Source organism: Actinoplanes sp. CA-051413 (assembly GCF_050955795.1).
GTDB lineage: Bacteria > Actinomycetota > Actinomycetes > Mycobacteriales > Micromonosporaceae > Actinoplanes.
Genome location: NZ_CP192100.1, coordinates 9,606,489 through 9,619,606, shown reverse-complemented (window position 1 = coordinate 9,619,606; position 13,118 = coordinate 9,606,489). Strand labels below are relative to the sequence as shown.

Here is a 13,118-nt window from a genome sequence, read left to right as displayed (position 1 = left end):
GGGGCCTCGTCGCGGCAGCGAAGGAGAAGCGCCTGCCACATGTCGAACGTCACCCTACGTGATCATCGTGAACCTGCCCAACCCTACGCCCGGATCGTGGGAAGCAGGAGGTCAGGCGGGCGGCTTCACGCGGACGGTACCGGCTGGGACGGCACCACCGGCTGCTCGGTCACCGGCGGGGGCGGCGGGGCGTCCTGTCCCATCGGCTCGCCGCCGGTCACCGGGCCGGGCAGGTCGATCGTCGGCGGGGCCGCGGCCGGCGCGCCCGCGATGGTGAGCGTGCCGAACTTGACCCGGGCCGCGGTGAGCAGGCCGTCGTCGGCGTAGCAGTAGATGCCGACGTCGACCGGCGCGGACAGCGAGGCGGAGATCGTGTCGACGGAGAAGCACCGCCCGGTGGAGCCCTGGAGCGGCTGGGCGGCGGTCACCGACAGGGCCGACTGGCGGTCGGTGAAGACCGGCAGCCACTGCCGGAAGACCCGCTGCACCTTCGGGTCGTACTCGCGGGGGACCTTCTTGCCGGCGTCGGCCACCCGTACGCAGGACGGGCTGACCGGGTTGGTCGCCGACGGGATGGCGCACTGGAACAACCCGGCCGGGAGCTGGGCGATCGACACGTCAGCCGTACCGCCGAGGGCGCCGGACGGGATGTCCACCCGCCACGATCCGTCGACCGCGACCGTCGCCAGGACCGAGCGCGGGGCGAAGCCCGGCGTCTGAAGGGTGTACATCGCGGAGAAGCGGTGGTCCTCGGCCAGCGCGGCCCGCGCGGCCAGCGCGACCCGGGCGTCCTGGTCCGGAGCCGGCGCGGACGCCGACGGGGACGCGGTGGGCTCCTGCGCGGGCGCCGAGTCACCGCAGGCGGAGACGCCGAGGGTGAGCAGGGCGGCGGCCAGCGTGGGCAACACACGCGTGGCGGGGCGGGAGCGCATCGAGACATTCTCGCCTCTCATCGCCCCGACCGGTCGTTGCGGGCACCGGAACCCTTTCCCGGCGTGTCGTATGTCGCAGCGGCCGGAATCTGGGATCGCGTGTCAGCGATCGGGACGCCCGCCGCTAGTCTGGGTGGCGATTGACCGACTGGCGCCGCCGGGCCGCTGATCTCCTGGCCAGGCGGCGTCGGCACGTGTGGGGTGGAAAGGAGCCGGCTGCCGTGGCCCTCGTGGTGCAGAAGTACGGCGGTTCGTCCGTCGCTGATGCCGAGCGCATCAAGCGCGTGGCGGAACGCATCGTGGCCGCTCGCAAGGCCGGCGACGACGTGGTGGTCGTGGTGTCCGCGATGGGCGACACCACCGACAACCTGCTGGACCTGGCCAACCAGGTCAGCCCGCTGCCACCCGGCCGTGAGCTGGACATGCTGCTCACCGCGGGCGAGCGCATCTCGATGGCGCTGCTGGCCATGGCCATCCACAACCTGGGGTACGAGGCCCGGTCCTACACCGGCTCGCAGGCCGGCGTGCTGACCACCTCGGTGCACGGCAAGGCCCGGATCATCGACGTGACCCCGGGCCGGCTGCGTACCGCGCTGGACGAGGGCGCGATCGCGATCGTGGCCGGCTTCCAGGGCGTCTCGCAGGACACCAAGGACATCACCACCCTGGGCCGCGGCGGCTCCGACACGACCGCTGTCGCGCTGGCCGCCGCGCTGCACGCCGACGTGTGCGAGATCTACACCGACGTCGACGGGGTCTTCACCGCCGACCCGCGGATCGTCCCGAACGCCCGGCACATCAAGCAGATCACCTACGAGGAGATGCTCGAGCTCGCCGCGGGTGGGGCGAAGGTGCTGATGTTGAGATGTGTCGAGTACGCACGACGTTTCAAGGTGCCGATCCACGTACGCTCTTCGTACTCGAACAAGCAGGGCACGCTGGTCACCGGATCGATGGAGGACGCGGGAGTGGAACAAGCGCTGATCACCGGGGTCGCCCACGACCGCAGCGAGGCGAAGATCACGATCGTCGGTGTGCCCGACGAGCCGGGCGCCGCCGGCCGCATCTTCGAGACGGTCGCCCAGGCCGAGATCAACATCGACATGATCGTGCAGAACGTGTCGACCGAGGGCACCGGCCGCACCGACATCTCCTTCACGCTGCCCAAGGCCGACGGCCCCACCGCGATGGCCGCCCTGGACAAGATCAAGGAGCAGACCCGCTTCAAGTCGCTGCTCTTCGACGACCACGTGGGCAAGGTGTCGCTGATCGGCGCCGGCATGCGCTCGCACCCGGGCGTCGCCGCGTCGTTCTTCGCCTGCATCGGTGAGGCCGGGGTCAACATCGAGATGATCTCGACCTCGGAGATCCGCGTCTCGGTCGTCTGCCGCGACAGCGACCTCGACACGGCGGTACGCGCAGTGCACGACACGTTCGAGCTCGGTGGCAACGAGACCGCTGTGGTCTACGCCGGGACCGGCCGGTAGCCGGCGGATGCCGCAGCAGCCCACGCTGGCTGTCGTCGGAGCCACCGGCTCCGTCGGCACGGTCATGCGTGAGCTGCTGACCTCCCGCCGCAACGTCTGGGGCGAGATCCGGCTGATCGCGTCCGCCCGCTCGGCCGGCCAGGAGCTGTCCTGCCGCGGCGAGCAGCTGGTCGTCCAGGAGCTGACCGCCGAGGTCTTCGACGGCGTCGACGTGGCGATGTTCGACGTGCCCGACGCCGTGTCGATCCAGTGGGCCCCGATCGCGGTGGAACGCGGCGCCACGGTCGTCGACAACTCCTCGGCGTTCCGGATGGAGGCCGACGTCCCGCTGGTCGTCCCCGAGGTCAACCAGGAGGAGCTGCGGCGCCGCCCGCGTGGCATCGTCGCCAACGCCAACTGCACCACGATGGCCATGATCATGGCCATCGCCCCGCTGCACCGCGAGTACGGCCTGCGCGAGCTGGTCCTGGCGAGCTACCAGGCGGTCTCCGGAGCCGGTCAGGTCGGCGTGGACACCCTGCACGACCAGCTGATGAAGGTGGCCGGCGACCGGACGCTGGGCTCGCGCCCGGGCAACGTCCGCCAGGCGATCGGCGACGACCTCGGCCCGTTCACCGCGCCGATGGCCCTCAACGTGGTGCCGTGGTCGGGCGACCTGGCCACGGACGGCTGGTCGTCGGAAGAGCTCAAGCTCCGCAACGAAAGCCGCAAGATCCTCAACCTGCCGGCCCTGAAGGTCTCCGCGACCTGCGTCCGGGTCCCGGTGGTGACCGGCCACTCGATCGCCGTGCACGCGGTCTTCGGCTCGGAACTGGACGCCGAGGGCGCCCGTCAGGTGCTGCGCAACGCCCCGGGCGTGATTCTGGTCGACGACCCGGAAGCCGGCGAATACCCGATGCCGATCGACGCGGTCGGCACAGACCCGTCCTGGGTGGGCCGCATCCGCCGCGCGATGGACGACCCGCGAGCGCTGGATCTGTTCATCACGGGCGACAACATGCGCAAGGGCGCGGCGCTGAACACGGTGCAGATCGCCGAGCTGCTGGCGGCGGAGATCGCCAAGCGCTGAGCCCCCGGGTGGGAGCCCTGGCCGGGATCCCACCCTGCAACTACCGGTTCAGGACAGGCTGACTTCGACACCGCCCGAGAACGGGCTGTCGTGCAGTTCCATCTTGGTGAGCTTGACGGACTTGGGCACGTCGTAGATGAGGCGGCCCTTGGCGCTGTTCCCGGGGTTGATCTCGTTCAGGAATGTGGCGTTGTCCTGGTCGACGTACATCTCGGCCGCGCCGTCGTTGGAGAACTCGGTGCCCTGCGCGTCCATCGCCTTCTGCGACGAACCATGGAACAGCTGAGCTTCCTTGCCGATGTTCTTCACCGTCACGCTGACCATGCAGAACTTGCCTTGTGCCTTCTTGTTCAGGTATTCGTTGCCGACCTTCGTTTTGGCACAGTCGACCTTGGTGACGACAAACTCGAACTTCCCGTCCCGTACCGGATCGCCGATGCCGGGCGTGGACTTCGCGGGCTGCGTCGTCTTGGCCGGTGCCGCTGTCTTCTTGGCGGGCGCCGCCTTCGCCGCGGTGGTGGTCTTCTGCGCGGCGGGTGCGGCGGCCTCCTCAGCGACTGCCTTCGTCTCGTCCCCTCCACTGGCGACGGCGGCGATGACTCCGCCGGCGCAGCAAAGACCGAACAAGCCGGCGACGATGCCAAGAATGAGCTTCGCGTTGCCCTTCTTCGGCGCCGGCGGCTGCCCGGCCAGGGGATATCCCGGCGGCGGCCCGTAGCCAGGTGCCACTGGCGGTTGATACGGCTGATGGGGGTCGAGCCGGTCAGCGGTACTGCATCGGGGCCGTCACGAGGGGCACTTGCGTGCCGTCCGCGGGGTCAGCGGACGCTGACGGCCGAGGCCGAGCGGGCCACCTCGTCCGCCGCGTCGATGACCAGGCCGCGGGTCTGGCCGGCCAGCGTGACCTGCTCGCCCATGACCGACGAGGCCAGCCGCTGGGCGTCGGCCACCGAGCTGAGCCGGCTGGTCATGCCCGACACCGCTGCGCCGACCGCGGCCGCGCCGGTGGTCACCTCGTTGACCGTGGATTCGATCCGGGCTGTTGCTTCCGCGGTCTGGCCCGCGAGCTGCTTGACCTCGCTGGCCACGACCGCGAAGCCCTTGCCCACCTCGCCGGCGCGGGCGGCTTCGATCGTTGCGTTCAGGGCGAGCAGGTTGGTCTGGTCGGCGACCGCCTGGATCAGGCCGGCGATCGTCGCGATGTCGGCCACGGACGTGCGCAGCTCCTCGAATGACTTCAGGGCCACGTCGGCGTCCGACAGGGTGGTGCCGACCTGGTCGCTGGCGTGCTCGACGGTGCGGGCCACGTCCGACAGGGCGGACTCGAAGCCGCTCAGGGCCTCGTCGGCGTCGGTGCGCAGGCGGGCTCCCGTTTCGCTGGTGTGCTGCAGGACGTCCTCCAGGCGGACGGCCATCTGCTCGGCCCGGTCCAGCTGGGATGCGGCCTCGGCGCGGGCCGCTTCCTCGCGGCGGGCGGCCTCGTCGGCGGCGGCGCGGAGCCGGCTCGCGTTCTCCTCGGCCTGCTCGGCCTGCCGGCGCTCGTTCTCGCGGCGGGCCGCGGCGTCGAAGTGCCAGTACGTGATCTGGGCGGCGGCCATCGCCAGCACGAAGAAGGTGTGCAGCAGGGCGCGGCCCAGCACGCCGTTGGTGCTGTGGTCGGTGTGGGCGAAGACCAGCTCCGGCGCGATCAGGCCGATGCCGAAGTGGTGCGCGGCGACCAGGGACACGGCCAGCGCGAAGGCGATCCACTCCTGGTAGAGGCCGATGAGGGCGATCACCACGAAGAAGTGGAAGTGCAGGTCGATCATGCCGCCGCCGGCGTGCACGAGGGCGTCCGCGGCCAGCAGGAAGCCGACGCTGGTGGCGATGGCCCGGCCGCGCTGGGTCGCCGCGGTGCCGGAGACAACCCCGCAGACCAGCACCGCGCCGAGTACGCAGAGCAGCAGAGTGGCGTGGTGTCCCGGGCTGAGCTCGCCGCTGAAGAAGCCGAGCGTCAGGATCACCGGCACGTGCGTCCACAGCAGCAGCCGTAGCACGCGGTGCCGGGCGGCGAATGCCTGCTCCGACAGGGTTACGTCGGGTACGAGGCGGCTGAGCAGGGTCATCGGTGCACCTTTCACATGGCGGGGTCCTGGATCAGGATGTGCCGCCCGCGGTGCCGTCGCCGGTGTCCGGCAGTAGCTCTCCGGTTGCCGCCCGAATTAATCCTTGAAGTTTCTTTACAAATACGGCCGCATCTAGTTGAGTCGATGTAACTCCCCGCTTTTTCTCGCACCAGTGCGCGTCCCCCGACGCACGGAAGGTGAGCCATGTCCAAAAAACGGCTCCTATCGATCGTGGCCACGCTCAGCGTCGCCCTGGCCGGCGCCGCCGCGGCCGTGCTGCCCATGACGGCATCGAACGCGGCCGAGGCCTGCGTCGCCGCCTACAACAGTTCGACCGTCTACACCGGAAGCCAGCGGGCCTCGTACAACGGCCGTAACTGGACCGCCAAGTGGTGGACCCAGGGCGAGGCGCCGAGCACCGGCGGCTCGGGTGTCTGGGCCGACAACGGCGCCTGCGGTGGCGGCACCACGCCCCCGCCCGGCAACACGACCTGCAACTACCCGAACTGGGCCGCGGGCACGTTCTACCCGGCCGGCTCGATCGTGCGGTACACGAACGGCGGCTACTACCGGGCCAAGAACGAGAACCCGGGCTACGACCCGGTCATCAGCACCTGGTACTGGGAGCCGTACAACTGCAGCGGCGGCGGCACGACCACCCCGCCGCCCGTCGGATCCGGGAGCTTCCCGGTCAGCGAGGCGCAGTTCAACCAGATGTTCCCGAACCGGATCGGGTTCTACTCGTACGCCGGCCTGATCGACGCGATCAAGAAGTACCCCGCGTTCACCACGACCGGTAGCGACACGGTGAAGAAGCAGGAGGCCGCGGCCTTCCTCGCCAACGTCAACCACGAGTCCGGCGGCCTGGTCTACGTCGAGGAGATCAACCAGGCGAACTGGCCGCTCTACTGCGACCGGTCCCAGTCGTACGGCTGCCCGGCCGGGCAGAACGCGTACCACGGGCGCGGGCCGATCCAGCTGAGCTGGAACTTCAACTACAAGGCGGCCGGCGACGCGCTCGGCATCGACCTGCTCAACAACCCGGACCGGGTCAAGAACGAGGCGTCGGTCGCCTACCAGACCGCCGTCTGGTACTGGATGACCCAGCGCGGGCCGGGCTCGATGACGCCGCACGACGCCATGGTCAACAGCCGCGGTTTCGGTGAGACGATCCGCAGCATCAACGGCTCGCTGGAGTGCAACGGCGGCAACCCCGCCCAGGTACAGAGCCGGATCGACGCCTACAACCGGTTCACGAGCATTCTCGGCGTGAGCCCGGGCGGCAACCTGTCCTGCTGATCTTTGTTCGCCGGGTGCGCGGGGGTACGGTCGCTGTGGCCGTACCCCCGCTGCCGTTTGTCCTGCTCAGAGCGCGAGTTGCGGCCGGGCCGGGACCCCGACGACGGCCGGGCTGACCGACCGGGCGGGCAGCTGCTGGGGGACGGTGCTGGGCACGAGCATCGATTCGAGTGCGGGCGCGATCGACCGGCGCTCGTTGATCTGGATCAGCCGCGCGGCCCGGGCCAGCGAACCGGTCTCGCCGTCCCGGAAGCCCTCGCGATAGCCCTTTTCATAGCGTTCGCCGCGACCGAGGGCACGACCGATGGCGAAACAGGACGAACCGGCGAGGGCTAAGAGGAAGAGCAGCGCGAAGGGTGTCACGACAAGCCTTTCAGCGAAATTGACGGCCTATAGCCCGCAAAATAGCCGAAACAGGACATCATTAATGCGCGCCCGCAGATCAACTACGCGTACGGGTGACTTTTGTTTGGGCGGTGGCGTCAGGCCCCCGGCGGCACCGTCGGCAGACCGCCTGACAGGCTGTTCAAGTGACTGACTCCCACCTTGCGCGGCAGGTCCGCGACGTGAGCCGGCTGACCGGCGAGTTCGTGCTCCGCTCCGGCCGCACCGCCACGGAATACTTCGACAAGTACCAGTTCGAGGCCGACCCGGTGCTGCTGGACCAGCTCGCCGAGCAGATGGCGGTGCTGATCCCCGAGGGCACCGAGGTGCTGGCCGGGCTCGAGATGGGCGGCATCGCGGTGGTGACGGCCCTGGGCCGGCACGCGAAGCTGCCCTGCGCGTTCGTCCGCAAGGAGGCCAAGAAGTACGGCACCGCCCGCCTGGCCGAAGGTGCCGAGGTGGCCGGCCGCCGGGTGCTGGTGGTCGAGGACGTCGTCACCTCCGGCGGCCAGGTGGTGATCTCGACGGGCGAGCTGCGCAAGCTCGGCGCCCACGTCGACCACGCGCTGTGCGTGATCGACCGCCAGGAGGGCGGCGCCGAGTCGCTGGCCCAGGAGGGCATCAAGCTGCGGGCGCTGCTCACCCGGGCTGATCTGTCATAGCCAGGACCCACTCCAGGTAGGCGGGATTACCCCCGGTCACCGGCAGGGCGAGCACGCACGGTACGTCGTAAGCATGCTCGGCGTCGGCCCGGGCGACGATCCGCCCCACCAGTGAGGCCCGCGTGTGCAAGGCGACGCGGGCCTCCGGATCGTCGTGCACCGCACCCTCCCAGCGGTAGATGGAGCGGATCGCGGTGGTCTGGTGCCCGCAGGCGGCGAGCCGGTCCTCGACGAGACGCCGGGTGAAACCGGCCAGCCACTCGCCGTCGGCCGCGGTGACCACAACCTCACAGATCTGTTCGTCGGTCATGGCCAGGATTCTGCCGCGGTGCGATGCTCGACTGGTGGTGATCGATCTCGGCGACGCTTCCGCCGTACCGGAGACACCACCGTCTCCCCGCACCACCCGCCGGCGGCCGACGGCTCTGGGTCTGGTCGTGCTCGCCACGCTCGCGCTGGCGGGGTCAGTGCCGGCCGAACCGCCGCGCGTGCGCCCGATCCTGGTCACCGACGATCTGGCCGGAGCCTTCACGCTCGCGCCGTCGGCCCTGTTCACGTCGAGCTTCGTCGGCCGGCAGGCCCTGGTACGCCGGTACTCGCTGACTGACAGTTCGGTCCAGTGGACCACCGCCCTGCCCCAGTCCGTGGGCGACCTCGAACTCACCGACGCCGGCGTCCTGGCCGTCATCTCGCCCGAGTACGCCCAGGTGTCGTTCCTGGACAGCGACACGGGCACCCTCCTGTGGCGGCGAACGTCCGGCGCCACCACGGTGCTGCGAGTGCTGGGCGACAGCGTCCTGCTGACCTCGACCCGCGCCGCCATCGACCAGGCCGTTCTGGAGCGGAGCAGCCTGCGTACCGGGGAACCGCTGTGGTCGCGCCGCCTGGACGCGGCCGGCTACCTCGACGTCGACGACGCCGGCGGGATCATCACCGTGGACCGGCAGGGCCACGCCGCCGTGCTGGACGCCGCCGACGGCGCCGTGCGGGCGACCGCGGACCTCGGCTTCGAATGGGATCCGGAACGGTACGTCGGGGACGGCGGCACCGTGCGCTTCGAGACGAACGGCGACCGGCTGTACCTGACCCGCCGGGAGCGCGGCGTCGGCTCGGTGACGGCGTACCGGCTCACCGACCTGCAGCTGTTGTGGCGCAGCCCGGCGCGGGTGTTCGGTCAGCCGTCGAGCTGTGGCGCGTACCTGTGCCTGTCGACGGTCTCGGGCATGACGGTGCTGGACGCCGGCACCGGTGAGGCGCGCTGGACCAGCACCCGCTGGCGGTCGGGCCTCGACTCCGTCGCGCTGGGGATACCCGGACCGCCCCGGCTGCTGGTCACCGACGTCGGGGACACCCCGCGGCGCGCCCTGCTCGATCCGGCCACCGGCCAGGTGCGGTTGATGCTGGGCCTGAGTGAGCAGGTCGGTGCTCTGCTGTTGCGGCTGGACACGGCGGAGCCCGGGCGCACCTGGATCCAGCAGGTCGGAACCGCCGACGACCTGCGGACGATCGGGCGCCTCGACGGCATGTCCTTGGAACGGTGCTTGGCCGTTGCGGCCTATCTGGCCTGCGCGAACCGCAACGGGCGGGCGAACGTCTGGCAGCTCACGAGTGATAGCTGAGGTTCAGCACGAAGGCGGCGACCGAGGTGGTGAGGAAGACAGCAGGGCCCACGAGCTGGCGGGAGCCGACCCGCAGATGCGCGATGAACGCACCGACGAAGTAGAGGATGAGACCGGCGGCGGCGAGGATGCCGAGCAGCGGTACGGCGAACCCGGCGAGCAGCCCGAGCGAACCGGCCGCCAGGCACGAGCCCAGCCAGGGCAGCCACGACCGCGGCACCCGCTTCATGTCGGCCTGAGCCTTGGGAAAGTCGTGGCCGATCAGATAGAAGACGGCGGCGGCGCCGGCGAAGACAGCGCCGATGACGGTGACCGTGACGTAAGCAGCGAACATGAACGTCCCTCCTGGACCAGTTAGGAGAAGGACGAGCCGGCCCGGCGAGATGTGACACCATCCAGCTGGCTGTACCTCCGGCGGGCAGCCAGATGGATCGATGCCCGTACCCATCGTTCCTAGGCTTTCGGACATGAGTTCACCCACCTTGTCCCTCCGCCGCCTGGCACTGGTCGCCGCCGCGGCAGCAGTCGCGGTCACCTCGTTCGCACCGGCCGGAGCCGCGACGCCCACCGCCCGCCCGGCCGGATCCGAGATCAAGTGGGGCTCCTGCCCGACCGGCGCGCCGGCTCCCCAGCAGTGCGCGACGCTCCGGGTGCCGCTCGACTACCGGCACCCGCACAGCCGCACGATCGCGATCGAGATCTCCCGGATCCCGGCGGCCGACCCGGCGAAACGCAAGGGCATCCTGATGACCAACGGCGGTGGCCCCAGCGCCAGCCTCGACGTGCCCACCGCGCTGGGCGGGCTGCTGCCGGCCGAGGTCCGCAACAGCTACGACCTCGTGGCCTTCGACCCACGAGGAATCGGCTACAGCACCCCGATCAGCTGCGGCCGCGACGCCGACGATCTGGTCCGCGACCTCCAGTACGGCATCCTGTCGTTCCCGGCCGCCGACGGCTCGATCGACGCGAACGTGGCCTACGCCAAGCGCATGGCCGAGCAGTGCGCCGCTCGCTCCGGCCTGATGCTGCAACACCTGACCACGGCGAACGTCGCCCGCGACATGGACCAGATCCGCCGGGCCCTCGGCGAGCGCACGGTCTCCTACTACGGCATCTCCTGGGGCACGTACGTCGGCTCGACCTACCGGGCGCTGTTCCCGCAGACGATCGACCGGATGGTCATCGACAGCTCGGTGGACCCGAACGAGCGCGGGTACGCCGACTTCCAGGCCTTCAGCGGGGCGATGGAGGACCGGTGGCCTGATCTGGCCGCGTTCGGTGTCGCCAACGCTGACACCGTGCACCTGGGCAGCACCGCGCGGCAGGTCCGGAAGAACTATCTGGCGCTGACGGCTGCCCTCGATCGCAAGCCGGTCAAGCTGGCGGAGACGAAGGCGCCGATCAACGGGAACTTCGTCCGGATGTTCACCTGGCAGCTGTCGTACAGCGACGCGAGCCTGATGGGTTCCGCGGCGCCGATGGCGCAGCTTTGGCGGGCCGCCGGAAATGTGGCGGCGGGGCGCGCGACTGACGGGGATCGCGCGTTCCTGGCGGGACTGGCCAATGGGCTGGTCGAGCACGGGACGCTGGCGAATGTGCCGCAGGACAATCTGTTCTCGGCTGGGTGGGCTTACAGCTGCGGGGACAAGGCTTGGCCGCGGGATGTCCGGACGTACGCGCGGAATGTGGCGGCCGACCGCGCGGCGAATCCGTTGATGGGTGGGGCTCCGGCGAATGTTGCGCCTTGCTCGGCTTGGGCGGTGCGGCCGGCCGGGCCGGAGCCGGTGGTGAAGGAGACGGGGAAGCGGAACGTGCTGATCCTGCAGAACGAGCGGGATCCTTCTACGCCGCTGCGGACGGCGCAGGGGATGCGGCGGGCGATGGGGGCGGACTCGGTGCTGGTGACTGTTGATGCCGGTGGGCATGGGGTGGTGGTTCATCCTCGGCCTAGTGCTTGTGCGATGGGGGCGCTTGAGGCGTACTTGACGGTGGGTGAGCTTCCGGCTCAGGACCTCGCATGTAGGTGAGTTCTGCTGTCAGGGCCGGTTTCCCTCGGGAGACCGGCCCTGACTTGGTTGACTTGACCTTGTGACCGAGGAGCCGAGGCCGCCGGCGGGACTACATGTCCGGTGGCTGATGATCGTGCTCGGGTACATGTGGTGGCCGCACACCGTCTGGTTCACCTGGACGGAAAGCTCCGACAGGGCAGGGATCCCGTACGCCCTTTTCAGCAAGGCTGAGCTGGTCATCATCCCGGCCACGCTGCTGGTCGCTCTGGTCGCGGCGCTGCTCCCGCGTGCCCGATCGTTGGCGCTGTGGCTGCTGATAGGCAGTCTCGCCGCGGCCACCGGCGTCCTCTTCGCCCTCGCCCGAGCCGCGCTCGCGTGGACGTAGCTCGGCCGTCCTCCGTCAAGGCAGCGAGCGGTGGTGAATCGGCGGATGTGGCGGCACGGGCTGTCTACGTACGCTCGGGGCCGCGTGCAGGACGAGAGTGACGAGGTAGTGGGCGTGCGGTATTGGTCGCGGTTGCGCATAACCGGTGTTGTCGTGACCTTGGTCGCGGGAGCCGGCCTCGCCGGAGGGTGCGATCCGGCTGCCTTCGCTGACGAATGTTCCGGCCTGGGGGAGCCCGCCGTCGCCGCTTCCGACGCAGCAGGCCCGCCGAGCCGCATCGCCATCAATCACGACGACTTCGATGCGCGGTACGTCGGGCACCTCGCCGACGGCCGTCAGTTCTTCTTGACCACGCCTTTCCTGCCGGGCGAGGACAGCACCGACCTGAATCGCGCCAACCGCGATTTCGTAGCCCAGTACCTGTTCGATCAGGACGGGCGATTCCTGGAAGCCAAGATCGACGAATTGGATGGTCCCGAGAGTCTTGACGGTGCCGAGGTGGATCGGGCCTACCGGGCCCGCCTCGACGAGCTCGGCAAGGTCACATTCGGCCGGATCGAGGTCGAGCCCTTCGTCGTCACCCGGTTCGGTGCGGAATTCGGGCTCATCGCTCAGGCGCCCGAAGGTCCTGACGACATCTGGTGGGTGACGGCAGAGCCGGGCGACTACATGGCCTTCACGGCACCGTGGGATTGCGGCCTCTACGACACCTGAAACGCTGTGCCACCTCAGGCCTTCCGTAGGCTGTCTGCTGGTTACGTCGGCGTGCCCGGTCTGCGGATCCTCTGACGTGCGCCCGTACAACAACGTGGCTACGCACTACTGCACCTGGTGCCGGGCGCTGCTCCGGCCGGATGGCGGGCAAGGTTTGATCGCTGTTCCGGACGGACCGGTTCCGAAACGATGGGCGGCCTGTCGGAGCAGTGCCGCTAACAACGGCTCTGAACATGCCTTCGATGTTGACATCACCCCGTGTGAACTGCTCGAAGAAGAGGTGCAGATCTACCGCCACACCTACTGACCCGGCCCGTCGTCATGTGACGCGTGCGCCAGGATCGCGGCGGCTGTCGATGGGCGTTGGCCGCCGGCTCAACGAGCCTGGTCGTGACGGTCGGGGCTCGGCGGAGCCGATGCCGTAAATGACATGAACAAGGCCGTCTTCCCGCA

Annotated in this window: 14 protein-coding genes; 8 read left to right on the top strand and 6 right to left on the bottom strand. The window is 69.6% G+C overall.

What is annotated here, in order from left to right; all coding sequences use genetic code 11:
• Nucleotides 1-125: 125 nt before the first annotated feature.
• Nucleotides 126-932 carry a hypothetical protein gene (locus tag ACQP2Y_RS45365; protein WP_433722950.1) on the bottom strand — a complete coding sequence of 269 codons (807 nt, stop codon included), beginning with the start codon at nucleotides 930-932 and terminating at the stop codon, nucleotides 126-128.
• A 221-nt stretch (nucleotides 933-1,153) separates the two neighbouring features.
• Between ACQP2Y_RS45365 and ACQP2Y_RS45360 the strand changes: the two genes are divergently transcribed.
• Together ACQP2Y_RS45360 and ACQP2Y_RS45355 are read left to right on the top strand one after the other, a co-directional pair.
• Nucleotides 1,154-2,419, top strand: coding sequence for an aspartate kinase (locus tag ACQP2Y_RS45360; protein ID WP_212987807.1), 1,266 nt, complete (start codon nucleotides 1,154-1,156; stop codon nucleotides 2,417-2,419).
• A 7-nt stretch (nucleotides 2,420-2,426) separates the two neighbouring features.
• On the top strand, nucleotides 2,427-3,488 hold the full coding sequence (locus tag ACQP2Y_RS45355) for an aspartate-semialdehyde dehydrogenase (protein WP_433722948.1): 1,062 nt from the start codon (nucleotides 2,427-2,429) through the stop codon (nucleotides 3,486-3,488).
• 48 nt (nucleotides 3,489-3,536) lie between these two features.
• Here the strand turns inward: ACQP2Y_RS45355 and ACQP2Y_RS45350 are convergent, their stop codons facing one another.
• Nucleotides 3,537-4,217 carry a DUF4352 domain-containing protein gene (locus ACQP2Y_RS45350; protein ID WP_433722946.1) on the bottom strand — a complete coding sequence of 227 codons (681 nt, stop codon included), beginning with the start codon at nucleotides 4,215-4,217 and terminating at the stop codon, nucleotides 3,537-3,539.
• Between the two features lie 89 nt (nucleotides 4,218-4,306).
• Complete coding sequence (locus tag ACQP2Y_RS45345; RefSeq protein WP_433722944.1) at nucleotides 4,307-5,593, bottom strand: methyl-accepting chemotaxis protein; 1,287 nt, start codon at nucleotides 5,591-5,593, stop codon at nucleotides 4,307-4,309.
• Nucleotides 5,594-5,797: 204 nt separating this feature from the next.
• Between ACQP2Y_RS45345 and ACQP2Y_RS45340 the strand changes: the two genes are divergently transcribed.
• Complete coding sequence (locus ACQP2Y_RS45340) at nucleotides 5,798-6,892, top strand: glycoside hydrolase family 19 protein (RefSeq protein WP_433722942.1); 1,095 nt, start codon at nucleotides 5,798-5,800, stop codon at nucleotides 6,890-6,892.
• Nucleotides 6,893-6,958: 66 nt separating this feature from the next.
• On the opposite strand, the gene ACQP2Y_RS45335 is transcribed toward ACQP2Y_RS45340, so the two are convergent.
• Nucleotides 6,959-7,255, bottom strand: a complete 297-nt coding sequence (locus tag ACQP2Y_RS45335; protein ID WP_360546193.1) for a hypothetical protein — start codon at nucleotides 7,253-7,255, stop codon at nucleotides 6,959-6,961.
• A 167-nt stretch (nucleotides 7,256-7,422) separates the two neighbouring features.
• On the opposite strand from ACQP2Y_RS45335, the gene pyrE reads away from it, so the two are divergent.
• The gene (gene pyrE / locus ACQP2Y_RS45330) at nucleotides 7,423-7,938 is read left to right on the top strand and encodes an orotate phosphoribosyltransferase (RefSeq protein WP_433722940.1); all 516 of its coding nucleotides are present in this window, start codon (nucleotides 7,423-7,425) and stop codon (nucleotides 7,936-7,938) included.
• Here pyrE and cutA read toward each other — a convergent pair.
• Nucleotides 7,916-8,248 carry a divalent-cation tolerance protein CutA gene (gene cutA / locus ACQP2Y_RS45325; RefSeq protein ID WP_433722938.1) on the bottom strand — a complete coding sequence of 111 codons (333 nt, stop codon included), beginning with the start codon at nucleotides 8,246-8,248 and terminating at the stop codon, nucleotides 7,916-7,918. The genes pyrE and cutA overlap by 23 nt on opposite strands.
• A gap of 34 nt (nucleotides 8,249-8,282) precedes the next feature.
• Here cutA and ACQP2Y_RS45320 point away from each other — a divergent pair, with 34 nt between their 5' ends.
• The gene (locus tag ACQP2Y_RS45320; protein ID WP_433722936.1) at nucleotides 8,283-9,557 is read left to right on the top strand and encodes a PQQ-binding-like beta-propeller repeat protein; all 1,275 of its coding nucleotides are present in this window, start codon (nucleotides 8,283-8,285) and stop codon (nucleotides 9,555-9,557) included.
• Here ACQP2Y_RS45320 and ACQP2Y_RS45315 read toward each other — a convergent pair.
• The gene (locus ACQP2Y_RS45315; RefSeq protein WP_433722934.1) at nucleotides 9,541-9,891 is read right to left on the bottom strand and encodes a DoxX family protein; all 351 of its coding nucleotides are present in this window, start codon (nucleotides 9,889-9,891) and stop codon (nucleotides 9,541-9,543) included. The genes ACQP2Y_RS45320 and ACQP2Y_RS45315 overlap by 17 nt on opposite strands.
• Nucleotides 9,892-10,024: 133 nt before the next feature.
• Between ACQP2Y_RS45315 and ACQP2Y_RS45310 the strand changes: the two genes are divergently transcribed.
• From ACQP2Y_RS45310 to ACQP2Y_RS45300, 3 genes are all read left to right on the top strand, one after another.
• Nucleotides 10,025-11,584, top strand: a complete 1,560-nt coding sequence (locus ACQP2Y_RS45310) for an alpha/beta hydrolase (RefSeq protein ID WP_433722932.1) — start codon at nucleotides 10,025-10,027, stop codon at nucleotides 11,582-11,584.
• 109 nt (nucleotides 11,585-11,693) lie between these two features.
• The gene (locus ACQP2Y_RS45305) at nucleotides 11,694-11,951 is read left to right on the top strand and encodes a hypothetical protein (RefSeq protein ID WP_433722930.1); all 258 of its coding nucleotides are present in this window, start codon (nucleotides 11,694-11,696) and stop codon (nucleotides 11,949-11,951) included.
• Nucleotides 11,952-12,035: 84 nt separating this feature from the next.
• Complete coding sequence (locus ACQP2Y_RS45300) at nucleotides 12,036-12,665, top strand: hypothetical protein (protein WP_433722928.1); 630 nt, start codon at nucleotides 12,036-12,038, stop codon at nucleotides 12,663-12,665.
• Nucleotides 12,666-13,118 lie beyond the last annotated feature (453 nt).

Coding starts and splice junctions, on each gene's coding strand:
- ACQP2Y_RS45365 (WP_433722950.1), bottom strand. CDS start 932: ATGCGCTCCCGCCCCGCCACGCGTGTGTTGCCCACGCTGGCCGCCGCC.
- ACQP2Y_RS45340 (WP_433722942.1), top strand. CDS start 5,798: ATGTCCAAAAAACGGCTCCTATCGATCGTGGCCACGCTCAGCGTCGCC.
- ACQP2Y_RS45315 (WP_433722934.1), bottom strand. CDS start 9,891: ATGTTCGCTGCTTACGTCACGGTCACCGTCATCGGCGCTGTCTTCGCC.
- ACQP2Y_RS45355 (WP_433722948.1), top strand. CDS start 2,427: ATGCCGCAGCAGCCCACGCTGGCTGTCGTCGGAGCCACCGGCTCCGTC.
- ACQP2Y_RS45305 (WP_433722930.1), top strand. CDS start 11,694: ATGATCGTGCTCGGGTACATGTGGTGGCCGCACACCGTCTGGTTCACC.
- cutA (WP_433722938.1), bottom strand. CDS start 8,248: ATGACCGACGAACAGATCTGTGAGGTTGTGGTCACCGCGGCCGACGGC.
- ACQP2Y_RS45345 (WP_433722944.1), bottom strand. CDS start 5,593: ATGACCCTGCTCAGCCGCCTCGTACCCGACGTAACCCTGTCGGAGCAG.
- ACQP2Y_RS45310 (WP_433722932.1), top strand. CDS start 10,025: ATGAGTTCACCCACCTTGTCCCTCCGCCGCCTGGCACTGGTCGCCGCC.